This is a genomic window from Paenibacillus aquistagni (assembly GCF_900177815.1).
Classification (GTDB): Bacteria; Bacillota; Bacilli; order Paenibacillales; family Paenibacillaceae; genus Paenibacillus_B; species Paenibacillus_B aquistagni.
On the sequence record NZ_FXAZ01000001.1, the window covers coordinates 1,468,783 to 1,493,627 of the forward strand.

Annotated in this window: 23 protein-coding genes; 3 read left to right on the forward strand and 20 right to left on the reverse strand. The window is 47.4% G+C overall.

All coding sequences use genetic code 11. From position 1 onward, the window contains the following. Positions 1 to 13: 13 nt before the first annotated feature. From B9Y93_RS06875 to yneA, 3 genes are all read right to left on the reverse strand, one after another. Positions 14 to 520 carry a hypothetical protein gene (locus tag B9Y93_RS06875; RefSeq protein ID WP_085493555.1) on the reverse strand — a complete coding sequence of 169 codons (507 nt, stop codon included), beginning with the start codon at positions 518 to 520 and terminating at the stop codon, positions 14 to 16. A gap of 137 nt (positions 521 to 657) precedes the next feature. Then, positions 658 to 876, reverse strand: a complete 219-nt coding sequence (locus B9Y93_RS06880; protein ID WP_085493556.1) for a DUF896 domain-containing protein — start codon at positions 874 to 876, stop codon at positions 658 to 660. 172 nt (positions 877 to 1,048) lie between these two features. Then, complete coding sequence (gene yneA / locus B9Y93_RS06885) at positions 1,049 to 1,432, reverse strand: cell division suppressor protein YneA (protein ID WP_085493557.1); 384 nt, start codon at positions 1,430 to 1,432, stop codon at positions 1,049 to 1,051. Positions 1,433 to 1,616: 184 nt separating this feature from the next. Between yneA and lexA the strand changes: the two genes are divergently transcribed. Together lexA and B9Y93_RS06895 are read left to right on the forward strand one after the other, a co-directional pair. Next, entirely contained in the window at positions 1,617 to 2,246 is a 630-nt protein-coding gene (gene lexA / locus B9Y93_RS06890) for a transcriptional repressor LexA (protein ID WP_085493558.1), read from the forward strand. Positions 2,247 to 2,433: 187 nt separating this feature from the next. Continuing rightward, the gene (locus B9Y93_RS06895) at positions 2,434 to 2,766 is read left to right on the forward strand and encodes a hypothetical protein (protein WP_085493559.1); all 333 of its coding nucleotides are present in this window, start codon (positions 2,434 to 2,436) and stop codon (positions 2,764 to 2,766) included. A 352-nt stretch (positions 2,767 to 3,118) separates the two neighbouring features. On the opposite strand, the gene B9Y93_RS06905 is transcribed toward B9Y93_RS06895, so the two are convergent. The 3 genes from B9Y93_RS06905 to B9Y93_RS06915 all read right to left on the reverse strand — a co-directional run bounded on the left by B9Y93_RS06905 (position 3,119) and on the right by B9Y93_RS06915 (position 4,970). Then, positions 3,119 to 3,439 carry a hypothetical protein gene (locus B9Y93_RS06905; protein ID WP_085493561.1) on the reverse strand — a complete coding sequence of 107 codons (321 nt, stop codon included), beginning with the start codon at positions 3,437 to 3,439 and terminating at the stop codon, positions 3,119 to 3,121. A gap of 137 nt (positions 3,440 to 3,576) precedes the next feature. Next, entirely contained in the window at positions 3,577 to 4,101 is a 525-nt protein-coding gene (locus B9Y93_RS06910; RefSeq protein ID WP_085493562.1) for a GNAT family N-acetyltransferase, read from the reverse strand. 188 nt (positions 4,102 to 4,289) lie between these two features. Further along, a complete protein-coding gene (locus B9Y93_RS06915; protein WP_085493563.1) occupies positions 4,290 to 4,970 on the reverse strand; it encodes a queuosine precursor transporter in 681 nt (226 codons plus the stop codon). A gap of 256 nt (positions 4,971 to 5,226) precedes the next feature. On the opposite strand from B9Y93_RS06915, the gene B9Y93_RS06920 reads away from it, so the two are divergent. Further along, complete coding sequence (locus B9Y93_RS06920) at positions 5,227 to 5,598, forward strand: hypothetical protein (protein ID WP_085493564.1); 372 nt, start codon at positions 5,227 to 5,229, stop codon at positions 5,596 to 5,598. Between the two features lie 50 nt (positions 5,599 to 5,648). Here B9Y93_RS06920 and glnA read toward each other — a convergent pair whose 3' ends face one another. The 14 genes from glnA to B9Y93_RS06990 form a co-directional block, all read right to left on the reverse strand. Further along, positions 5,649 to 6,977 carry a type I glutamate--ammonia ligase gene (gene glnA / locus B9Y93_RS06925; protein WP_085493565.1) on the reverse strand — a complete coding sequence of 443 codons (1,329 nt, stop codon included), beginning with the start codon at positions 6,975 to 6,977 and terminating at the stop codon, positions 5,649 to 5,651. Between the two features lie 64 nt (positions 6,978 to 7,041). Next, a complete protein-coding gene (locus B9Y93_RS06930) occupies positions 7,042 to 7,452 on the reverse strand; it encodes a MerR family transcriptional regulator (RefSeq protein ID WP_085493566.1) in 411 nt (136 codons plus the stop codon). Between the two features lie 207 nt (positions 7,453 to 7,659). After that, entirely contained in the window at positions 7,660 to 8,901 is a 1,242-nt protein-coding gene (locus B9Y93_RS06935) for a methionine gamma-lyase family protein (RefSeq protein ID WP_425320337.1), read from the reverse strand. A gap of 232 nt (positions 8,902 to 9,133) precedes the next feature. Beyond that, the gene (locus tag B9Y93_RS06940; protein ID WP_085493568.1) at positions 9,134 to 10,117 is read right to left on the reverse strand and encodes an AAA family ATPase; all 984 of its coding nucleotides are present in this window, start codon (positions 10,115 to 10,117) and stop codon (positions 9,134 to 9,136) included. Positions 10,118 to 10,217: 100 nt separating this feature from the next. Further along, on the reverse strand, positions 10,218 to 10,874 hold the full coding sequence (locus B9Y93_RS06945; protein WP_085493569.1) for an ElyC/SanA/YdcF family protein: 657 nt from the start codon (positions 10,872 to 10,874) through the stop codon (positions 10,218 to 10,220). Between the two features lie 137 nt (positions 10,875 to 11,011). Further along, positions 11,012 to 13,651 carry a PBP1A family penicillin-binding protein gene (locus B9Y93_RS06950; protein WP_085493570.1) on the reverse strand — a complete coding sequence of 880 codons (2,640 nt, stop codon included), beginning with the start codon at positions 13,649 to 13,651 and terminating at the stop codon, positions 11,012 to 11,014. Between the two features lie 311 nt (positions 13,652 to 13,962). Then, on the reverse strand, positions 13,963 to 14,202 hold the full coding sequence (gene hfq / locus B9Y93_RS06955; RefSeq protein WP_085493571.1) for an RNA chaperone Hfq: 240 nt from the start codon (positions 14,200 to 14,202) through the stop codon (positions 13,963 to 13,965). Between the two features lie 51 nt (positions 14,203 to 14,253). Then, a complete protein-coding gene (gene miaA / locus B9Y93_RS06960) occupies positions 14,254 to 15,201 on the reverse strand; it encodes a tRNA (adenosine(37)-N6)-dimethylallyltransferase MiaA (protein WP_176228876.1) in 948 nt (315 codons plus the stop codon). Next, complete coding sequence (locus tag B9Y93_RS06965; protein ID WP_085493572.1) at positions 15,191 to 15,976, reverse strand: class I SAM-dependent methyltransferase; 786 nt, start codon at positions 15,974 to 15,976, stop codon at positions 15,191 to 15,193. Before B9Y93_RS06965 ends, miaA begins: the two co-directional genes overlap by 11 nt. An 89-nt stretch (positions 15,977 to 16,065) precedes the next feature. Then, entirely contained in the window at positions 16,066 to 18,309 is a 2,244-nt protein-coding gene (gene mutL, locus B9Y93_RS06970; RefSeq protein WP_085493573.1) for a DNA mismatch repair endonuclease MutL, read from the reverse strand. A gap of 41 nt (positions 18,310 to 18,350) precedes the next feature. Further along, on the reverse strand, positions 18,351 to 21,134 hold the full coding sequence (gene mutS / locus B9Y93_RS06975) for a DNA mismatch repair protein MutS (protein ID WP_085493574.1): 2,784 nt from the start codon (positions 21,132 to 21,134) through the stop codon (positions 18,351 to 18,353). A gap of 99 nt (positions 21,135 to 21,233) precedes the next feature. Beyond that, positions 21,234 to 22,772 (reverse strand): putative amidoligase domain-containing protein, encoded by a 1,539-nt coding sequence (locus tag B9Y93_RS06980; protein WP_085493575.1) that lies wholly within the window; start codon positions 22,770 to 22,772, stop codon positions 21,234 to 21,236. A 182-nt stretch (positions 22,773 to 22,954) separates the two neighbouring features. Beyond that, entirely contained in the window at positions 22,955 to 23,512 is a 558-nt protein-coding gene (locus tag B9Y93_RS06985) for an outer spore coat protein CotE (protein ID WP_085493576.1), read from the reverse strand. A 204-nt stretch (positions 23,513 to 23,716) separates the two neighbouring features. Further along, positions 23,717 to 24,718, reverse strand: a complete 1,002-nt coding sequence (locus B9Y93_RS06990; RefSeq protein ID WP_085493577.1) for an aromatic acid exporter family protein — start codon at positions 24,716 to 24,718, stop codon at positions 23,717 to 23,719. Positions 24,719 to 24,845 lie beyond the last annotated feature (127 nt).

Consider the following 24,845-nt stretch of genomic DNA (forward strand, 5'->3'; position numbering starts at 1 on the left):
CCCCCACTCCCATTCAGTTGGTTTGTTCATACTCAACCTTTTGTTGTTGAGCAAATTGAATGAGTCGATCTGCCATTGCATCGGTGTCAAAACGGTTAGTCAGACGAACGAACACCCAATTCGATCCTTTCTTGGCCGGCTCAATCTGAACAGAGCCCTTCGTTAAGTGAATTTTCTTGATGTCCTTCGCATACAGCACTTTCACGCGGTTCCACTTGGTCGTAATCAGATGGTCTTTGGCAACCTTAAGATACGGCCGTTTGAAAAAGATCATTAGCGCTAACAGCAAATACAGTACAATGGTAATCCAATACAGGGTCGTCGACTGCTCCTGAGAAAATTGGAACATAAATCCGTAGACAACCGTCAAAATGATAAGCACACTCGGTAAAATAAGATTGCGTCCCTTGAACTCATCCGGCTCACCTGGCTTATTTGTTTGTCCAGCTCCATTTTTTTGACGATGCTTGTACATCTTTTCACTATTTTTTCGTACCTGACGCTCCCACGATCGCGACATTTGGCTTGTCCTCCTATCCCTTCGCTCATATCTATAATCTAGATGCATGAACCAGCAACTGCTGATTATCGCTGATCATACAGATGAACCTGACCGAATAAGACTTCAGCAGGCTCATGTTCTATATGGAGTAGACATTAATGGAAGTTGCGAGGATCGGAGTTCGCCTCTTGTTCCCCTTCTTCATCTTCTACATAGCGAATATTATCCAGATGATGACGAACCTGAGCTCGGAACAAGACTAAGTATTGTTCGCGTAATTTAGCCCGCTCTGCGATTTCATCTTCCGTCAATCCAACCGTCTTCTGTTTTCTTGCCAATTCATTAATCCGTGCAATCAATTTCTCATTGTTCATCGAGTAATTCTACCTCCATGTCATCCCTTGCATTAATCTTTACTTTGACATGGTAAAGGGGCATTGTCAAGTCTCAAGCCTGACAGGTCATGCAGCTGCAATGGAGGTGTGCTCGAATATCCGTCCATCTCACTTCACACACTCTTATAAATGAATTTCTTCAGAAAACTGCTCATCTAGAAGCTTTATTATAGATAGGAATCTCAATGACTTCACCAGCCATAAGAAAGCCTCCCCGTATATGATTATGCTTCGCAATCTCATTAACATAGTCGCGAATATCCATGTCATACGGCAAGTACTGCTTGGCGATGTCCCATAAAGTATCGCCGTTCATCACGATTACTTCCTTATATAAGGCATGATTTTCATTCTTGTCTTGAGTCCAGGCTTGGACAATCGAACCACATGCAATAAAAAGCATTAAGATGAACAAAGCAGTTACGATCATTCGACGAAGGCGGCGAGATTGTCTGCGATAGAATCTATGCTGTACGTTCTTCACGGTCTGATGATTGTTGCGAACTGAATAAATGGATTGATAGCTTGTATACATGCTCTTCACTCCTCCAAACGTTTGTTCTGTTTATAGCGATAATTTAACACGAACATTTGTTTGAGTCAATATAAAAAAAGAACAATCGTTCGTATTTTTTTAGCAATGTTTAGAACTTACGTTTGTGCGAACGGAGGTTCTATGTTATACTTTCTTAAAAGTGTACTCATTGGAGTTGATATCATTGACCAAATTATCAAGTCGTCAACAAGCGATCCTTGAATTTATACGCAACGAAGTTCGTCTTAAAGGCTACCCGCCTTCTGTCCGCGAGATTGGAGAGGCTGTAGGACTTGCTTCCAGCTCTACCGTTCACGGTCACTTGGATCGTCTTGAGAAGAAGGGCTATATCCGTCGTGACCCTACGAAGCCAAGAGCCATTGAGCTTTTAAGTCACGAGCAATCTGAACGCATCAGTGAATACAATCATTCCTTTATTCGTGTGCCGATTGTTGGTAAAGTCACTGCCGGCGAACCAATCACAGCTACAGAGAACATTGAAGATTACTTCTCCCTTCCCTATCATATGGTTGGTGACGAGGAGACTGTATTCATGCTTAGCGTGCAAGGCGAGAGTATGATTGAAGCAGGAATACATAACGGCGACTTTGTTATTGTTCGTCAGCAGCAGACGGCAAACAATGGGGATATTGTTGTTGCCATGACGGAGGAGAACGAGGCTACTGTGAAGACATTCTATAAGGAGAAGGATCATATTCGCCTTCAGCCTGAGAATATGACAATGGAACCTATTCGACTTCACCATGTGACGATTCTCGGGAAGGTTATTGGACTCTTCCGTGACTTCCATTGATTCAGATGTTGTTTGTTAAGCACGCAGGTACGATTTACAACATAATGTTATGCATATTAGAGACATGGTTTCCACTTAAGGAATCATGTCTCTTTACTATTATTTTTTCATATTGAAAACGGTGAATAAGTTTAGCCCATCATTCACATGATAAAGCTTGGCTAACAAATAAAGGAGGAGAATCTCTATGCATTCTCATACACAACAAATTCGTCAGGCTGTCGAGCAGCTTATTCAACAAACCAATCAAGCAAGCGCGAAGTATCAACAACTCATGCAGCAAGAACTTCAAAATGTTCAGCAGTTGGAGATGCTCGCACAACGTGAAAGACAAGCAGCACAAATGATTCAAACTGCACTGCAAGGACACCAAGTTGCCATCAACCAAATGCAGCATATCTTGCAGGAATGCAGTCATATTGAGTCCACACATACTGCTAACCCTTACACGCATGTTTATCAGCAGCCGATGAGCGCACAAGCATCCACTTACATGCCGCAGTCCTACACGAACCACTGAGCATAAGAGAGGCATCACTCAGCATGTCATTGGGAAGTGCTGCGATTAGAAGTTCAGTCTGCCATTTAAAATGATGCTTATATAATGATTGTGATGTCTACCAATGATGGACATGGCTATTCATGGATGGCAAAAAAAGAGCAGGGCCGTCGAGTAATCGAGAACGGCCTTGCTCTTTTGATTTGGAAGCATCATGCAAACAATAAACTGCGATATATCGTCATCAATCCATGTGTAGCTGCTGCCCATCCTAAAGCTGCTCATCACGTACACGAAGCAAGCCGTAATCTATTCGTAACAACTTTTATTCATGACAAGCAAAATGAAAGCATCGCGAAGCTTTATGTCGAGACTACATCCCTATATACGTATTTGAACGATTCGTATGATTCTTCCGAGCAGCGCTAAACAACAGCACAATGCCTGTGACAATATGCATAATCATGCCTACGATCGGAATCCAGGCGATAAGAGAGGTCACAATCCCGAGAGCAGATCCATACTTCGGCTCATTTTCCTTGGAAGATAGAATCCATGTGATGACATGCAGGATAAACATAATGACTAAAGGGGCGTAGGCTGTAGAAATAATGATCAACCCGCCTAATACCGGTATTCCAAGGAACACCTCGCATGCTCCTGTAATCCATTTCATTATTTTTGCATTTGTCATCCAATACTCCCCTATTCCATCTTTAGAATCAACTCTTACCCTTACCTTCCCCATTCGTCTGCATCATTTTGCTAAGCTGCCAACAATGTTATCCTCTCTCTTCACCACTTCCCTCATTGTATGAGAAGATCGATCGATTATTCGTTGGAGTTGTTTCGTCCATTATGAAATGTTATCGCCGTGCCCGGCAAATCATCATAAATACCTTCTACGTCATGATGCACCGTGTATTCGTTAAGGGTATACTCGGATACCACCTTCGTCCAAAAAGCGTAGGAACCTGGATTATGCGGATGCATTGTTAGCTCCCAGTGGCCTTTAAAGCGATCAAATACTTGTTTTGCCGCCGCTGAACCTACACCTAATTTCCGATACTTCCTCATTACAAAAAACTCTCCGACAAAATAAGCATCCACGTCCTTTAGAATGTAACAGTAATCACAGATCAGCACAAAACCGGCTAATTTCCCATCTACTTTAATGAAGAAAGGAGATCGCTTCTCTTGTGTCCAATAGTAATCCAAGTACGAATAGCCATATCGTCCATACGCATTGATATCCTTCCCCGTAAACTCTGAAAAATCATATTCGTACAATTCGATGAGCTGGCTTAAGATCGATTTTTCTTCTTCCAAGACAGGCACAATTTCAATATGCAGCATCAGCTGTAACCTCACATTTTCTCTATTAGATATGTATAAAGTGTATCAGCTTCTAGCTGAACATAGTATGGAATCATCATTTACATATGATTTTTCTAAGTGGAGCGACGAAAGAGATAATGGACGTCAACGAGTTTCTCTACATTTAAAAACCGCATGCTCTCATACGAGAACATGCGGCAAATGAATCAGCTCTTCACCTGAAAGCTGCGTGCCAAGTATAGAGCTGGCGTGGAAGCAACGGACACGACAAATTTAAGCAAATACGTCGTAAGGAAGATATCAAACCAAACATCCCAAGTATAGACACCTGCAAAGGCAATCGTACAAAATACGGCAGAGTCGATGAGCTGACTAATGCCTGTGCTGCCGTTGCTGCGAATCCAAAGCTGGTTCGGCTTGTTGAACCACTTTTTAATTAGTGTGTACAATCGGACATCAAGGAACTGGCTAACGAAGTATGCAGACAAGCTCCCAAGCGCAAGACGCGGCATCAAGCCAAAGATTGTCGATAGAGCGGACTGTGCTTCCATGCCTGATTCGTGAGGCTGGAAGACCAATGCCATCTGCATCATAATCGTTGTCATAATCAGCGTAAAGAAGCCGAACCATACTGCTTTCTTCGCTTCCTTCTCTCCGTATTTCTCATTCAACAGGTCACTTGTCATATAAATGGTCCCGTAAATCGTATTGCCTAATGTCATGACAAAGCCAAACATTTCAATATTTTTAGTAACCTGAATGTTAGCAATGACTGTGGCAACACCAATCCAAGCATACAGCCCTACCTTGCCAAATGCGCGATAGCAAATTAAAAACAAGGTGAAATTAACGAGGGCAAAACATACCCCAAACAGCAAGTTGAACAAAGTTGTCTCTCCTCCTAGTTTTGATAACGCGGGATGGTTACGAACCGCGGCCTTGACCTCTTTTTTGTCAAAGCAGATATCAATATAACATAGTTAACAAGAAGTTGCTAGTCTTGTGAAAAATTTATCTTGATAAGTAAATGAGATCAACGTAGTAAGCAAATGCGTACAAAAAGCCAAATAACTAGAACCCATTTATATCTCGCCACATACATTAGCCTATACAATGTTTGTGATAAAGGAGATGAAATCAACGATGTATCCTTATCCGCGAGGAATGGTGTACGGCTACGCTCACCCTGAGCAGCAGCATGGTCAACAGATGTATCGAGCAGAATTGTTTCCCTCCACAGCTACTAGAGTCAAAGACATAGGTAATGGATACAAGCTATTTCAATGGGAACAAGAAAAGATCTTGCGTACAAATTACACCAATTATTTTTTAAATGCTCCTTCAGGATCCATCATTATTAATGCTGGATATACATGCTATACATCAATTCCTCTGAACATTTTAACAAATACGGTGCTATCTGAATCAACATGGACTTTTCTTATACAAAACCCTTCTATGATGGATGCTGATATTGGCTTTGCACTGATGACTAAACAACTTACAGTGAATTAGATGAAGATGAACAAAGCCCCAGAAGCCTAACGGCTCTGGGGCTGAATAAATTAATATAAGGTCATGTATTGATCACGTTCCCATTGATGAACTTGTGTTCTATACATATCCCACTCGATTTCTTTTAGCTCAAAGAAATGCTGGAGGGCATGATCGCCAAGTGCTTCACAGATCGTCTCATCGCGAAGCAGCTCATCCAAGGCTTCCTTCAAGCTTGCAGGCAAGCTCGGAATGCCTTCTGCGATGCGCTCTTCTTCTGTCATCACATAGATATTGCGGTCTGTTGGAGCTGGAAGCCCCATTTGCTGCTTGATGCCGTCCAAGCCTGCTTTCAGAATAACCGCAAGCACCAAGTACGGGTTAGCGGATGGATCTGGATTGCGCACTTCAATACGTGTGCTAAGGCCACGGGAAGAAGGTATGCGAATCATTGGACTGCGGTTGCTTGCCGACCAAGCAACATAGCAAGGTGCTTCATATCCCGGTACAAGTCGTTTGTAGGAATTGACCGTAGGGTTAGAGATCGCTGCAAAGCTGCGTGCATGCTTCATAATACCGGCCATGAAGTAGCGCGCATCCTTGCTCAAGCCAAGAGAATCTGACTCGTCAACAAATGCGTTCTCTGCGCCTTGGAACAAAGAGATGTTGCAGTGCATACCAGAACCGTTCACGCCAAACAATGGCTTCGCCATAAAGGTTGCATGAAGACCATGCTGTCGAGCAATCGTCTTCACGACAAGCTTGAAGGTTTGGATTTGGTCAGCTGCTTTGATCGCATCTGCGTATTTGAAGTCGATCTCGTGCTGCCCAGGAGCAACCTCATGGTGAGAAGCTTCAATTTCAAAGCCCATTTCCTCAAGCTTCAATACGATCTCACGGCGGCAGTTCTCACCAAGATCCGTAGGAGCCAAATCGAAATATCCACCTTGGTCATTCAATTCAGTCGTTGGGTTACCTTTTTCATCTGTCTTGAACAAGAAGAACTCCGGCTCAGGACCAACATTCATCGCGGTAAAGCCCATTTCTTCCGCTTCTTTTAGTGCACGCTTCAAAATGCCGCGAGGGCAGCCTGCAAACGGTGTGCCATCTGGCATGTACACGTCACAGATCATGCGAGCGACACGGTCTTCTGTCACCCACGGGAAGATTACCCAAGTATCCAGATCAGGAACCAAATACATGTCAGATTCCTCAATACGAACGTAACCTTCGATGGAAGAGCCATCAAACATCATTTTGTTGTCGAGTGCTTTTTGAAGTTGACTCGTAGGAATTTCTACGTTCTTGATCGTTCCAAGCAAGTCTGTAAATTGCAGACGAATGAAACGAACATTCTGTTCTTTGGCAATGCGAATAATATCCTCTTTTGTGTAACCCACGGCATACAACTCCTTTTAGCATGGAATGCTAGAATAGAATGACTAGAATGAATTAGGACTACTGCTATTTAGTAAAAAAACGAGACAGCTCTCCTTGAATCAAAGATACCTGCCCCGGTCTTTTGCCGGTCATTAGTTGCTGCTTCAAGATGCGATGCAGCTGCATATCGGACAGCTCCTTGCGCTTTGTCTCCGTATCATCATTGAGAACCGTCGCCTCATCAGAGCCTTTCGTCACCGGGTTAAGCATCTGCTTAATCCCGGCAATATTTACGCCTTTTTCGATTAAAGCCTTGATCTCCAACAAGCGTTCCACATCATTGAAAGAGAACAGGCGTTGGTTCCCTGACGTTCGCGCTGGCATAATGAGTTCATGCTGCTCATAGTACCGAATTTGACGCGCGGTCAAATCAGTCAGCTTCATCACGATGCCGATCGGAAACAACGCCATATTTCTACGAATCTCATCACCCATCGCTCATCAACCTTTCTCATCAAGAATACCAATCTTTTTTACCATTCTACTCCTCGGGAGCATAAGTGTCAAGTTATGTTAGAATAACTCACAACCATTTTTCGGAGATTATTTTCCCACATTCATCCATTCATTCTATCCGTCCAAAAGGAGCGGCTAAGCCTTCCTCAAGCCATTGTTGTCCAACAACCAAAGCGGATCTAACCCTTATTCGTTCGACGACAAAACAAGCAGCTTGCGATCTAGCATGGTCTGGAGCGCTATCAATGCACCAAGCTTGGCATGGGCATAAGTTAATCCACCCTGCATATAGGCCGTATAGGGCTCTCGAATCGGAGCATCTGCCGACAGCTCTAAGCTGCCGCCTTGAATGAAGGTTCCTGCAGCCATGATAACAGGATGCTCATAACCCGGCATATCCCATGGCTCAGGAACGACATGTGCATCAACAGCCGAAGCGCGTTGAATCCCCTGTACAAAAGCAATCAGCTGGCCTGCCGTATCGAATCGCAGTGCCTGGATCAAATCCGTTCGCGGCGTCGACCAATGCGGCGACGTCTCATAACCAAGCTCTTCAAACAGCGCTGCGGCAAACACACTGCCTCTAACCGCTTGTCCCACCATGGCAGGTGCTAAGAACAACCCTTGATACATATAGCGTGTTGCCCCAAGCATCGCTCCTACTTCCGCACCAATTCCCGGTGCCGTTAAGCGCTGGGCAGCCTTGTCTACAAGATCTCGTCTGCCTGCAATGTAGCCGCCAGTCGGAGCAATGCCCCCGCCAGGGTTTTTAATTAATGAACCTGCAATAAGATCTACACCGACATCCGTTGGCTCATTGAGCTCGGTAAATTCACCATAGCAGTTGTCGGCAAACACAATGAGATCATGGCGAAGCTCCTTCACCCGCTTCACCATCTCGCCGATCTGCTCAACAGTAAAGGACGCGCGCCAGTCATATCCTCTGGAACGCTGAATGCCGATCACCTTGGTGCGTTCGTTAACCGCTGCTTGAACCTTGTTCCAGTCCACGCTGCCGTCTGGAAGCAGATCGACCATGTTCACTTTGATGCCCCAATCAGCAAGTGATCCATTGCCGTCATTCTCCTTGCCGATCACTTTATGTAGCGTGTCATAAGGAGATCCTGTGATATACAGCAGCTCGTCGCCTGGGCGAAGCACGGCAAACAAGGCCGTAGCTATCGTATGTGTTCCTGATGCAAAATGCGGACGAACAAGAGCAGCCTCAGCCCCAAACACCTCGGCATATACCTCATCCAGTACTTCTCTGCCTCGATCGTTATAGCCATATCCAGTAGAGTCTGCGAAGTGATAATCGCTAACCTTGTGCTTTTGAAAAGCTTGGATGACCTTCCATTGGTTTCGTTCCGCAATATGCTCAATATGACGAGTCATCGAAGCTATTTTTTGTTCTACTTTCGTTTCCATCTCAAGAAGTTCAGGTGTCCAATTCATTTCGTCTACGTTTCCCCTTGCTAAATTGAATTCATCATTACGCATGCGCACCATAAACGCCTCTGCCGACCATCCGCAGCAGTGAGATAACGCTTGCCCCTGCCTATAACGAAAAGCCCCCACGTCAAGACGACGTGGGAGCACGCGGTCTGTATGCAAGCGAACGCATCCGCTGGATGCAGCATGCACTTGCAAACAGTATACCTTATTTGCGCTCTGATTTTAAATCTTCGGCGTGCAAAGTCATCAATTCGAGCTTGCCAGGCGATTGCTCCGGGTACAAAGACAAGAGGCGTACAGCTTGATTGCGCATCGCTTTTTCCATCAGATTGCGAACAAATCTTGCATTGCTGAAGAGATGCGGCGACATCACCTTTTCTTCCAAGATCATGTCCTTTAGCAGCGCCAAGGTTTGCGGCATTAACACATAGTCCTGGTCCTTCGCCATAGTCTCTGCAATCTGCAGCAGCTGATCGACGTGATAATCGGGAAAATCAATATGAATGGGGAAGCGTGAAGGAAGACCTGAGTTCGTCTGGATTAGCGAATCCATTTCATCGGAATAACCTGCTAGAATCAGCACAAATTGATTCTTGTGATCCTCCATCGCCTTCACCAGCGTATCAACCGCTTCCTTGCCAAAGTCTTTCTCCCCGCCGCGAGCTAAGCTATAGGCCTCGTCGATAAACAATACGCCGCCCATTGACTTTTTAAGCAAATCCCTCGTCTTCTGAGCAGTATGCCCAATATACTCACCCACTAGGTCGGCCCGCTCCGCTTCAATCAGATGGCCTTTGCTTAAGATGCCAAGCTGTTGAAACATCTTGGCCATAATGCGTGCCACAGTCGTCTTTCCTGTACCGGGATTGCCCTTGAACAGCATATGATACACTTGATTGGAACTTGCAAGCCCCGCCTGCTCGCGCCTGCGATTCATCTGAATCATGGCGTACAGCTCAAATGCAATGTCCTTAATATGCTGAAGACCTATCAATCGATCAAATTCCTTATTAATCTCCGCAAACGTATGATGCCTTTCCAAATCTATGCCCGTTGAGCTTTTTTCGATTTCTGTGCTTAATGCTTGCGGTGGATCATACGGCCTAAGCACCACATTAATTTGACGAGACGGTCGGTTCTGAGATACCACATCGGTCGAAGCCTGGGCCGCCTGAGAACGACTATGCATAAGACTCACCCTCTCACATTCATAAACATGCTTAGAGCCACTTCTATTCACACTTCACTATAGCAAGCATATTCTATCTATTCTCAGGTTATTAAAAGAGTTACAGCCACAGCTCGTCCCATTTCCACTTTGTGTAGGCAAGTGTCTCGCGGCTGAAGTACCATAAATGGTTCATCACCCTGCTTGTAACGGTTTCAATGTTAATCCGACTATAGTCGAGCTTCTCGGCAATCTCTCTTGCTCTCGTTCCGTGAAAGTCATGTGTAATGATCGTTACCGAGCTGTGCTCTTCGTTCATCGCAGCCAGAATCGCTTTCGCATTTTGCAAATTCTCAAGTGTGCTCGTCGAATCATTTTCAAGATGAATGTGTTCCGAAGGAACGCCTAAGCTTTCAAGATAACGCTTACTGCCTTCAGCCTCAGAATATGGATCACTCGGAGCACCTTTTCCACCCGTAACAATGATCTCCTTGAATCTGCCTTCCTGATACAGTTCAGCCGTACGCTCCAGCCGCTCTGCCAATCCAGGACTTGGCCGCTCCCCCCACATTGCAGCGCCAAGAACAATCCCTACATCTGTTACCTCTTGAGAAGAGGCTCCGCCTGCCTTCGAGATTTGGAACTGTGTATAAGCCAGCCAGCCGGCACCTATCAATACGATCACCACGATTGATAATAAGATGTTGCGAACCCACCGTCTCGCCCTTCCCTTATTGTTTGCCGAGCGGCGAAGTGTTAGCTTATCTTGCTCTCCCACCGATTCATGACCTCCCCATGCTGTTGCTTGAAAAAAAGAGGACACACCAAACCTTGTGTCCTCTCATCGTAGCTGTTACATCTTATAGTCCAACTTATGAACGGCGTACAGCAGTAACACCGCATCTGCGAATCTACTTAAGCAGCTGGGGTTTCCGTCTGCTGGCCGCCATCTACTTCTGTAGCCGGATCAGACGAATTTGAGCCGTCATTCGGGTCAGAAGTCCCATTTCCGTTTGACTCGCTGCTTCCATTTCCATTCTGATTGCCGTTTCCGTTCCCATTGTTGCCTGAGTTTCCGTTATTTCCAGCATTGCCATTGTCCGTTCCCTCTCCAGATCCTGCACCTGGCTCCTGACCGCCATTGTTGCCAGTTCCACCGTCTGGCGGAGTAACCTCGCCGCCAGGCTCACTTGGGTCTGTAGGGTCGATCGGCGGCTCGGTTGGATCAATCGGCGGCTCCACTGTCTCATCCGCTGGAATCGTAACGGCCACTTCGCCGGACTTGCCGAATTCGCCTGGATTGTCATCGCTTGTAGCCGTGACATAATACGTATACGTTTGGCCTGGGAATACACCAATATCCTCTGCATTCAAGACGCTAAGATCAGCTAGGATCTTCGTGTACTGCTGCTCTTCGGCAGACTTGCGATAGATGTGGTACTTCACGTTCTCTCCCTCGATTGCATTCCAAGAAAGAGAGATCGTCTTCGTATTCTCAGAGTACGAGGCTGCGAGGCCTTCGATCGCAGATGGCAGCTCTGGCGTCGGCTTCTCTTCTACGTTGCCTGGCTTGCCGAAGCTTCCTTTATCCATGCCAGACATAGCCTTAGCCATGATCTTGCTGAACAATGCCGCAGGCTGGCCGCTGCTGCCTTTCATCACATGATCTTTATCGGTCTTATCATAACCCATCCATACCGCAGCCGTCCATTGAGGCGTATAGCCGACAAACCAAAAGTCACGGCTGCCCGGACCATTATATCCTGGAATCGAATGCTGCGTGGAACCCGTCTTTCCTGCTACCGGACGGTCCATTTGTGCGGCACGGCCAGTACCGCTGCGAACAACCTCTTCCATCATTTGCGTCATATAATAAGCAGTCTGCTCCTTCATAACCCGTTTTGCTTTTTCCGGCTTATAGGAATATACCTGCTTGCCATTACGATCATCAATCTTCTTGATGCTGTATGAATCGTAGTGAATGCCGCCGTTGGCAAACGCATTATACGCTTCTGCCATTTCGATCGGAGTTGCCCCTTTCGTCAAGCCTCCAAGCGCAATTGACAGGTTATAGTCTTCATCTTCAAAATGGATACCCATATTTTTTGCAAACTCAAAGCCATTTTTAAGCCCAATCTCGTTAAGGAGCCATACCGCAGGCAAGTTCGTCGAACGCTTCACCGCCTCCGTCATCTCAATCGCACCTACATATTTATTGCTGCCAAGGTCCGTTGGGCAGTAGTTGCCGAAGCACTGCTTATCATCGCGAAGCGTTGACCACGGGAAGTACTCGCCTGATTCAATGGCTGGAGCATAAGAGACAATCGGCTTAAAGGAGGAGCCCGGCTGACGCTTAACCGTTACTCGGTTCAGCCCCTTCACCGCATAATCCCGACCGCCCATCATCGCTACGATTGCACCATTCGAATGATCGGTAATGACCATGGCACTTTGCGACAGCACATCCGTATTGCTCTTCTCGAAGTTGTCCGCGTTCTGGTACTCTTCGAACATTGCTTTTTGTGCTTGGCTGTCCATCGTTGTGTAAATTTGATACCCGCCTCGACGAAGCTGATCCTCGGTAAAGCCTGTTCGCTCCTCAACCTCTTCCATCATATAGTCGATGAATGATTGATAAGCTGTGGTGCCCGAGGAGCCACCCTCTTTTTTAGAAGGCGCCAAGGAAGGATCATACTCCACCTTCTTCGCCTCTTCGAACTCCTGATCCGTAATATAGCCCTGCTCTCTCATCAAGCTGAGCACGACATTGCGCCGTTCCTTCGAACGCTCAGGATTAAGCAGCGGACTGTAATGCGAAGGCGCCTTCGGAATAGCAGCCAGTGTCGCCATTTGCCATACCTCAAGATCGTTAAGATCCTTCACGCCGAAGTACGTATAAGCAGCTGATTTAATGCCATACGCACCGCTACCGAAGTAGATGCGATTCAAATACATCGTCAAAATCTCATCTTTGGTGTGATGGTTTTCAATTGCGAGTGCGATCGACATCTCGGTTGCTTTACGGAAAAATGTTTTGTCTGAGGACAAAAACATGTTTTTAGCAAGCTGCTGGGTGATTGTGCTTCCGCCTTCAACGAGGCCGCCAGCCATGACGTCCTTTACCATCGCACGCCCGATTGACCAGAGGTCTACACCAGCATGCTCATAGAATCTGCGGTCCTCTGTCGCAACAAAGGCATCTTCCACCTTCTTTGGAATTTCGCCCGGCTCGGCGATCTCACGATTGCTTTCTGCTGCCCCGATCTTGCCAAGCTCCACGCCCTTGCGGTCATATATGGTAGAGGCAACAGCTAATTGGAACATGTCCTTTTCCTTATATTCGTTCATTAGACGTTCGCCATTCAGCAGGATAAACAAGTATCCGCCGACGGCACAAAAAATAGCAAATGTTGTGGTAAAGAATAATAGCCACCACGTCTTCTTCCATGTCCAGCGTTTCTTCGGCTTCTGCTTGCGTTGATTAGAGGCCTGAGAGCGGCTTGGACGATTGGGACGCTCTGGCTGAGTACGTGATCGATAATCTTGTCTAGACATACTTTCCGACTCCCTTTTTCCTAATTTCTCTATCTCTCTATACGTAGATACCCATTTCAGATAAGAATGCAGCACATTCCTTCTAGATGAACCGCAAATGACAGCTTGCCTAACTCTGACGAATCATACCTAGTATACCCCTTCATCGCCCATTGAAGGTTACATGAATGAAAAGAACAACCCTGTGTGGGTTGTTCTCATCAGAGTTCTATCCTATTAGACGTTTGATTTGCAATAAAGTTTCACAAACCTTCCATGCTTGCAGGAGTCGCCCAAAAGGGCTGCATAGGATAGAGATGTGCGTTGGCTCCTTAAGAATCAGAGCCGTTATCTTGCATCAGCGATACATTGCGCATTGGCGTAAAGGTAGAAATCGCATGCTTGAATACCATTTGCTGGCGGCCATCGCTGTCAATGACAATCGTGTAGTTGTCAAAAGCGCGAATAATCCCTCTGATCTGAAAACCATTTGTCAAATAAACGGTTACTGGAATGCTCTCCTTGCGCAATTGGTTCAAAAACGTATCTTGGATATTAATAGGCTTATTCATCGTCCGTAACCCCCATCATCATTCATATTGTGTTGAAATATATTCAACCTGCTATCGAAACTTTCCTGCTGTAAGCTTGCAAATTTCTAACAATTGTTGTTCATACTGACTGCTGTCTGTAACATCAATCCAAAGAATATCCTTCATATGACGGAACCAAGACAGCTGACGCTTCGCAAATCTTCGAGTATCTCGCTTCAACAGCTGAACGGCAGCCTCATAAGACATCTCGCCTTCTAGATATGCTGCAATCTCCTTGTACCCGAGTCCTTGCATTGAAGTCATCTGACGAGAATAGCCTCGTTCAAGCAGCTGTTCGACTTCTTGAACAAGCCCTTGCTCAAGCATAAGATCAATACGATCCTCTATTCGGTTATATAGCAATTGCCTATCCATTGTCAAACCTATCATGCATAAGTTGTATTTTGGTTCACGTTTTTGACCAGCAAGCTGATCTGACATCTTTATCCCAGTTAAGTGATAAATTTCCAGCGCTCGGATGACTCTTCGCACATCATTGGGATGCAGTCGATCTGCTGAATCCGAATCCACAAGCTTCAGCCTTTCGTGTAGGGCTTCATTCCCATGCTGCTCAGCAAAGGCTGCCATCTCCATGCGAAATGCTTCATCTGAGCCCTCTTGATTAAATTCAAACCCATAACACACCGACTCTACATACAAGCCCGTTCCGCCAACGATAAAAGGGATCTTGCCACGATCATCAATTTCCTCAATCAATGCCGTGCACCGATCCTGAAACTCCGCGACCGAAAATGGTTCATCAGGCTCATGAATGTCCATCATATGGTGCACAATTCCCTCTTGTTGCGAAACAGGCAGCTTGGCTGTACCGATATCCATGTAGCGATACACCTGCATGCTGTCTCCAGATATGATCTCTGCATCCACATGCTTAGCCAGCTGCAAACTGAGCTTGGTCTTGCCGACAGCAGTGGGCCCGACAAGCACAAGAAGTGGGCGCTTGGCATTAGTTGTTATCGGCAATCTCAATCACTCCATATGCTAATTTGGTTCCTGTTCGCTCTATTCGCTCAAAGCCAAGCCGCTCGAATTCACCGCTATGTTTAAGCTCCTTAAGCACTACGGTCTTTCTAGCAACACGCTTAGCTTCATGAATCGCCTCATGCGTCAGAGACTCATGATTGGCCACCTGCCTAAGCGGTTCAATGGAAGCCGACTCTTCGACAGGTACGCGAAACATAGGGTCAAAGTAGACAATATCCACCGACTTGTCCTCCAACTGCTTAAGCAGATCCAAGTGCTTCGCATGGCGCATCTCGATTCTTCGCATGGCTTCATTAATTACCGGTACTTGGGACATATAATGCGTAAGTCCCGTTTTGACTAATGCATACAAGGACAGCTCGCTTTCGCAGGCTATCACACGTCCACGTTCGCCTACTGCAACTGAAAAGACGAGTGAGTCGCTGCCAAGACCGGCCGTGCAATCGAGCACGACATCCCCTTCTTCTGCACGCGCTGCGACAATCATGCCCTCGGATCGGCCAGATAGAAGCCGCTTCGCACGTATAAAAGCCATACTAGGATGATAGACCATATCTGTCTGCCCGACACGAACGAATCTAACACGATCCTCCAGCAAGATGAGAAAGTCTTCCTCTCGATATTTCTTCGCCATTCTCGGTACAGACTGACCGCTGCGCACGACATAGCGCGCGCTTATCTCCTCCGCGATATGCTTCGCAAGCTCGATCCATTCAGGAGAAGTCGAGTCCCCCGTTGTTACAATCATTGGTGCCTCCTCATTATAACCAGGTTTCAAAATCAATTACAAATGTGAAACCGCCGCTGCGAAGGACTTCACATTTAACCCTCAATATGTTACATCACTCGCTTAAACATCTTCTCTAGATCATACGTTGTAAACTTCACAACGATCGGACGACCATGCGGGCAGGTATAAGGCTGATGGCATGCCCCAAGACGCGCAATCAGCGTCTCGGCCTCTGCATCAGATATCCGCTGATTCGCTTTTATCGAGGCTTTGCAAGAGCACATAATCGCAGACGCCTCTCGCATTGTGCGAATATCCGGCGATTTTTCCTTCAGCACCCATTCCATCATCTCGTGAATAAGGGCTTCCTCTTCCCCTGATGGAAACCAATAGGGATGGGAACGAATGAGGAAGGTCTGTGCGCCAAAAGGCTCAAGCACAATCCCCACCTGTTCCAGCAGGTGCATGCGCTCTCGTATTCGATCCGCTTCACTAGGCGTATACTCCAGTGTGATCGGAATAAACAGTTCCTGCGAAGCTTCAATCGGCTTGCCGAAAGCTTCAACATAATACTCATAATTAATACGTTCATGCGCTGCGTGCTGATCAATCAGGTACAGTCCTTCTTCGTTGCCGCAGATCAGATATGTTCCGTGCAGCTGGCCAATCAGCGACAAGGCTGGGAACGGAGGCAAGCTAACATCAGATGCAGGCTTGTCCAATACTCTATTCCATGATGCCACTTGCGCTTTGTCGCGATTAACGGTCCCTCTGTCTCCACTCGATCCAACATAAGAAGAAGGACGGACACTAGTCTGCGGCCGTTCCTGTGAGGCACTGATCTGGGAAGCTGCCTCGTGATGCCGGTCGCCTTCGCGTGGAGAGCTGCAAGCTGTCCCAGCTTTGTCTTGCAGCGATGTAAGTGCCTCTTGGCCAGTAGATGTATGTGAAGGCAAAGCATCTGCTGCGTTATCACCATACCCTTGTCGTTCTTCACGCACTGCTCTTGTTGGCAGTGGCTGCGGCTTGCTCCAAGCCGCGCTTTCATCCCGTTCCGATTGTGGTTCAACCGCCTTTGCAGGCATGACATTCGCTGCACTTGGATCTGACTTATCAGCCCCGGAATGGTCATGGACAGCCGAAGATTGGGTTGGTTCTTTGATGGAACCATCATTCGAGCCGGATGGGCGCCGCTCCACCTCTTCCCCAGCATGAGACGAAGCCTGTTGGTTCGGAACAAGCGCTCCCCGTGAAATAATCGGTACGCCTCGCTCATCCGTCGCCGCAGCCCAACTCCACTGCTCCTGCTCGACAAAGGTCTTTACCTTCGCTTTCTCATTGGAAGCCGCACGCGGAATAAGCGGCTCGCTGACAAGCTCCTGACGTAAGCTCTTCTCGATAAAATCAGCCAGCTCCGCTTCCTTGCTGAATCTGACCTCCATCTTGGAAGGATGAACGTTCACATCAACGAGTGTCGGATGCATATTCACCTGCATGACGATAATCGGGAAGCGATTGATTGGCAGCAGGGTATGGTACGCCCGCAGGGCCGCTTGATTAAGCGAATAGCTTCTCACGTATCGCCCATTCACAAACCAAGACAACGCATTGCGATTCGATCTAGTCAGTTCTGGCTTGCCGATATAGCCGGATATGTTGTAATCAAGCTGCTCCGCCTGAATGGGTACCATCTGCTTCGCTGTGTGGACGCCGTAGATGGCGGCAATCACTTGAAGCAAATCTCCGTTGCCAAGCGTCTGCAGCAGCGTATGATCGTTATGCTTCAGGGTAAAGCTGATGTTCGGATAGGATAAAGCAAGGCGATAGATCAGATCCGATACATGGCCAAGCTCTGTCTGAATCGATTTCATATATTTAAGACGCGCTGGAGTGTTGTAGAACAGCTCCCTTACCATGAACATCGTTCCTTGCATCGCAGCAGCAGCCTCGTGCTTGATCAGTCGGCCGCCTTCAAGCTGAATCAGCCGGCCCAGACCGCTGTTGTCTGTAGAGGTCAACATCTCAAGCTTGGATACGGCTGCGATACTTGGCAGCGCTTCTCCGCGAAAGCCGAGGCTTCGAATAGAAAACAGGTCTCGATTCGTTAAGATCTTGCTTGTCGCATGGCGTAGAAATGCGGTCTCGACATCATCCTCAGCCATTCCCGCTCCATTATCCTTAACCTGTATAAGCTGAAGTCCGCCCTCTTCCACGACAATATCGATTCGACTGCTGCCGGCATCAATGGCGTTTTCAACAAGCTCCTTCACAACGGATGCCGGTCGTTCTACTACTTCACCAGCTGCTATCTGGTTTGCCAGTTGATCATCTAATATATGAATGACTGCCATTCGAACACCTCATTTCTAATCCGTTATCGCTCAATCTAACATTAGGACGGAATGGCTCGCGCACGCTTCATTAGCTCATGAAGACGGTTCATGGCATCTAGAGGGGTCATGTCCATGACATTAACCTCACGAAGCTGTGCAAGCAATTCGGACAATTCAGGCGATATCTCTGTGCCTAATGCATCTTCCCCTGCTGCATCCTTTGGATTGTCAGCAACCGCCGCCTTTACACGCTGCTCCGTGCTATCGGCCTTTGCGCCAATCTGTCCTGCCGCCGCCGATTCCTTAGCTCCACTATCGATACCGAATAAATCAAGCTGAACGGGACTTTCCTTCACCTGCGCGGCCTCATCTTGCTCTGTAGTCGACATTATAGATACAAGGGCATCCGAGCATGCTGATTCCTTGTGTTCCACCGCTTGTTCCTTCTTCGGCACCATGCTCTCATACTGATGTAGAAGATCATAGGATCGGTCGATAATCGTATTCGGTAGGCCGGCGAGCTGAGCACAGTAGATTCCGTAGCTCGTGCTGGCGGCACCGGCAACAAGCTTGCGCAGGAAGGTGACATCATTGCCGTTCTCCTGCACAGCCATGCACACATTGAGAAGTCTTGGCAGGTGTTGATCTAGATGGGCAAGCTCATGGAAGTGGGTCGATACGAGTGCTTTGCACCCAATATGATTATGAACATACTCAATCACCGCTTGCGCAATCGACATCCCTTCGCTGGTTGATGTTCCACGGCCAAGCTCATCAATGATCACAAGACTGCGTCTCGTTGCCTTCTCAGTCATCACTTGTATATCCATCATCTCGACCATGAACGTGCTCTGTCCGCCAATGAGGTCATCCGCTGCGCCAATTCGCGTAAAGATGCGGTCAATGATCGGGATAGATGCTTGATCAGCGGGGACAAAGCAGCCAATCTGAGCCATGATGGAGATCAAGGCAACCTGTCTCATGTAGGTGCTCTTACCCGCCATATTTGGTCCAGTGATCAAGAGCATCGCAGACTCTTCGGCTTGAAGCGTCGTATCATTTGGCATGAAGCTCTCGCCTTGCATGACGGCTTCCACAACAGGATGGCGTCCATTTTGAATATGAAGATCATAACCGCTGTGAATAACAGGCTTCACGAAGCGCTGCTTGGCGCTTACTGAGGCTAAGGACTGATAGACATCAAGCTCAGCGATGCATTCTGACAACGCCTGAAGACGCTTGATGTGTTCATTGATGCGTTGTCTAAGCTCCGCAAACAGCTCATACTCAAGACCCGTCATCTTATCTTCTGCTTCAAGAATGAGCGTTTCCTTCTCCTTAAGCTCCGGCGTGACAAAGCGCTCTGCGTTCGCAAGCGTCTGCTTCCGCTCATATCGGCCTTCTGGCAGCGAGGCTAGATTCGACTTCGTCACCTCGATGTAATAACCAAACACTTTGTTGTAGCCAATCTTCAGCGAACGAATTCCCGTCGCTTCTCGCTCTCTTCGTTCCAGATCAGCAATCCAGCGTTTTCCGTTCGTGCTGGCTTCCTTTAATTGATCCAAATAATCATGGTATCCCAGCTTAATCAGATTTCCATCCTTCACGGAGATCGGAGGCTCATCAACAATTGCGGCATCGATCCACTCGGCAATATCCTCGCAGGTATCAAGCGATGAAGCCAAGTGCTGGAGCGTCTTTGAAGGCATGCTCATGCACAGATCCTTCAAGGCCGGAACCTTAAGCAAGGAATGCTTCATCGCAATGAGGTCGCGTCCATTCGCTGTACCGAATGCAACTCTAGCAACTAAGCGCTCCAAATCATAAATCGCAGACAGCTGCTCTCTTAGCTCCTCGCGCGATATCAACTGATGGTACAGCGTATCAACGGCCTCAAGCCTGGCTTCTATAGCCGTCGCGCTTAGCAGCGGCTTATCAATCCAGCGGCGCAACAGACGTCCTCCCATGGAGGTTTCCGTGCGATCCAAAAGCCACAGCAAGGAACCCTTCTTCGCTCGTTCTCTTACCGTCTCCGTCAGCTCCAGGTTGCGTCTTGTAAAAGGATCAAGCACAAGGTACTGATCCGGCTCAAGCTCGCGAATGGAAGTCAGCTGACCAAGTGATCTCTTCTGGGTTTCCCCAAGATAAGACATCATCATGCTGACCGCCTGCTGACGTTCTAGATCAAGCCTGCTCCAAACTGCTTCGCCGAACTGCTTTCTTGAGAGCTTGTCATCTTTGTCAGACCAAGGCGTGAAGAGCACACGCTGCGACCATCCGATCGTCTGTGGCTTGACCTGTTCGAGAAGCTCCTCATCCCCAATGATCTCACTAGGCATGTACACATTAAGCTCGTCCATCAGCCAATTAAGATTGGCAAGCGATGAAGAGACAATAAGCTCGCCAGTCGTAATATCGCAGGCGACGAGTGCTATTTTTCCTTCAGTTGAAGTCACTCCGATTAAATAATGATTTTTCTTCTCGTCAATCGTCTTGCCTTCCATCACTGTCCCTGGTGTAACAATGCGTACAATTTCACGCCTCACCACACCCTTTGCAGCTGAAGGATCTTCCACCTGCTCACAGATGGCGACTTTAAAGCCCTTTTCGATTAAGCGTTGAATATAATTATCTGCAGAATGGTAAGGAACTCCGCACATCGGAATGCGCTCTTCCGCTCCTCCACCACGTCCTGTTAGCGTTATTTCCAGTTCCTTTGACGCAAGCAGCGCATCTTCAAAAAACAATTCGTAGAAATCACCGAGACGAAAGAACAAAAAGGCGTCCTTCGCCTGCTCCTTTATAGATAAGTATTGCTGTATCATCGGCGTATATGATGCCATCTCATCTCACCGTCCTTTGTTAAATAACTTATCTATTATAGCAAAAAAAGAGCGAATCCTCATCCTTCTTGTCACAGATTGCAAGCAAAGCTTTGCAGTCTACAGCCAAGCGGAAGAGATATCTTCGCTCTCCTTCCACGTCCAGCCCCGCTGAACACGTTCATAAAATTGTCTAATCCAATACTGCCTTGCACCTTCGGTATGCGCGGACAGCTCCTGAACCGCATTCAGAGCAAGCTCGCGATATCGCTCCTTCTCACCTGCTATGAAGGAATATTGCACTTGATTCATTACCCAGCTCTGATGGGTCAGGTTCGGATAATGCTCCACGGTTGCTGCAAATAAGCTCAGAACCTCCATTGCTAGTTGAGGGCTGTATGCAAAGCTTGGCAGAGTGCGATATTCAAAGCCCCCATCTCCGTCATGGTCTTGAAGGCGAATGTCGCCGAGCAAGCCGTAGCTTGGTCTTCTTGACGCCCCCGTCGTGCTCTTGGCTTCTATCAGCGATACAGGCAGCGCAACATAGACATCCAGTGCACGGCTAAGCTCCGGCGTGAGCGGGACACCTGAGAGATGCACGTGTCCGCCAATTGGCAAGAGCGGGTGTGGAAGCGAACCAGCACACCATTTAACCGAGTTAACATAATGTGGTTTATGTTTTTTATATGCTTCGAGTGTACGCTGTATCGCCTGATTCGCGGTTATCATCGCAGCCTGCAAATGCTGCACCAGATCTTCAATCTGGGCCGAGGGCCTTGGGCGCAGCTCGACTAACGGATACTGCACTTGACCTTGAATGCGCACAGCGTCGCAGCCTGCAATTCCGCTATAAGGCAAAAATCGCGAAGCAGATACAACCCTTTCCCGCTCACGATCAAGCAGTACATATTCCATATCTAAGCCATACTGCACCGCAGGCTGCTTCATGCATTGCGGCTTATCCACAGGCATAAGCGCAGCACCTTGCGCTGACAGCTGTGCGATGTAACGATCCCACACCCATTCGGGAACCAACAGTCGACTAATAGGTGAGCATTGCAAGATAACATCCCCCTCTTGCAGCTCATCCATTACGCCTCCTATCGCTTCTTCAGCCATATGCTCCTGTGGCGCTCCCTGAACGGTCACCTGAAGGGTATCCCAGCCAAGCGCATATGCAGCACGGATCGCCAAACGCGCAAGCCTTCGATAGGGCGGCTTGAGCCAATCTTGTATAGGCTGCTGCACCTGCAACCCGCCATTTGGCTGAATGAACGCAATCCCGCATGCTGCGATATCACATTGATTGACCCAGAACGTTACCGTTCGGACATAACGTGCAGACTGCGCCTTTGCTCTGCGTCCCCATGCCGCCTGCTTCGCGGCAGGAATACCTAGACGCTGCAGATGCGAGCGCAGCGATGAATCCGTCCAGCTGCCACCGAAGCGATTGATGACGACAGGCCGCTCATCGCCAGTTTGCTGCTGCAGCTTGGCAGTTTGTAATTGATTCCATGGCGGAGAACCAAGCAGCCAGTGAAGCTTGGCAGAATGTTTGAGGCTCGAATCCATACTCAGCGCTTCCTTACTTCCTTCCTCCCAGATGTGAAGGACTGCATCTAACGGAAGCTCCTGTTTGCATGTCTGCTGACTCATCATTGTAATGTAGCCCCCTCCCGATCAGCTGAACCGCACGAGATATCCACCTATTTATCCATAACAGGGCTTGGCGAATAGAAAAAAGAGGGCTTGCGCCCTCGTCGAATTCCAGCTTTGTGCATATGCTGATGTTAAGTTGATAAGGAAAAGAGAAAACGCCGCATGGGCTTGCGGCGATTCTGTTACACCTCATCCGATAAGTCTGGATCAAAGTCATCATACTCGCTCGTGCTGGCCCCGAAGTCGTAATCCTTATCGACATAATCGTTGCAGCCATTCGGACATACACGAACGCATACTTTTGTCTCTGCAATCATCTCCACTGCAAATTCACGCTCAACACGTATCGCGACACTCGTTCCGCTGGACGTCACACTTGCCTCGACACAGTTTGGCTCTTGCGTTGCCTCCGCAGAGACCTCTTCCGTTGCAGCACGGTGTTTTGGATCCACATACGACAAAGGAACGAGTTCTACATACGAAACCGTCTCTTTCGCAACATCAGTCTGAGAATTGTTGTTGTACGAGTACCAGATGTTGATATCATAAGTACCGATAACCTCAATCCCATCCCCCGCCCGCACCGCCTCATATTGATGGTTAATAATCCATGCCCCCAATATGCTGGTCGGATTGTGAGGCGGAGTGACCGTATGTGTGACAACGGAGAACTTACGACCTTTGCCGCAAACCGCTTTTGTGATGATTTCTCGGCAGTGGTGTTTATCTGTAATTGCCATCCTAGGACCTCCTCCATACAATCATTCACTTAAAGTGTATGCACGAGATAGGCGATTGTTGATTAATTGGACGACAATTAATTAAAAGAGATGATAAGTTCTCGGAACAGCCCTTATCCTTCCTATATATAGGATATGAAGCGCTCTACGGGGAAATGAATTCGTTCCAAACCGAATGCATCGCGAAGTATTTTACATCTTAAATTATGAAGAGAATTGAACATTAACAAGATTAATTTCTTGTTTTACCTTCTTTGCTATTTTCAAATATTGATTAATTTCTCGCGTTAATTGAAAGAGTGTGGCTCGCACTTCGAACTCCTCCCGTGTCTTTGGAAGCTCCATATATTGAAGCTGTTCATTGAACTCGGTAAGCAGCTGTTCGGTCTTGCCTGTGTACATCGGGTCTTTGACATCCACACTTAGCTGCTCCAAAAGGTTGGCTACGCGCAGATTTTGCGGCAGTGCAAGATAGATTTCGGATAGAAGCTGGAGCATGTTGTTGATTTGGTCAAGCTGTGACTTTCTCATATAAAAGTACAGCAGCCACCGCTCTTCATCTTTCATATCTTCAGAAGGCATAATATGATTCTCAAGCGCCTTCGACGCTAGGGTGATCCCCTCTTCAATCTTATCAGAAGCTTCCATCAGCTCCTGTCCATCCCAGACCATAGAAGTATCCTGAAGATTCTCACTCATCTTTGAAAAGATTTTGGAAAAGAGCATGTCCACATCTTCGCGCGCCTGCTTGAGCTTCAGATCTTCCTTAGGCATATACACCATATTCACTAACGTCGCCGCTCCAAGCCCGCAGATTAGCTGAACGACCACGTCAGCAAGTACAAGGAATGATGCCTGCTCCGTCTTATAAAAGCTAAATACAACGACAGCGCTGGTCACGATGCCTTGTTGAAAGTTCAGCTTCGCACTAATCGGAAATGAGATAAGTATGTAGATAGCCAGTACCCATAAATGAAAGCCAAGCAAACTAAATAATATCCAAGCGATCAGCAAGCTGACGAGTGAAGCGAACAATCGCTCTGAGACCGACTTCACGCTCTTTTTGCGCGTAACATCAACAGCAATAATGGCGAGTGTGCCCGCTCCAATTGGATTATGCAGTCCGATAGCACTCGCGACGACAATGGCCAGTATCGCTGCGATAGCCGTTTTAATGACACGAAATCCAACGAATCCAAAGATCATAGGCAATTCCTTCCTTCGCATACAGCTCCATCTGCATGTCTAATAGGGTATGCAATGAATTATACTTCGGCCCTCGATATGTTGCAAAGATTCTGTTGAAATATTTTCGTTATCTTTCATGAAAATC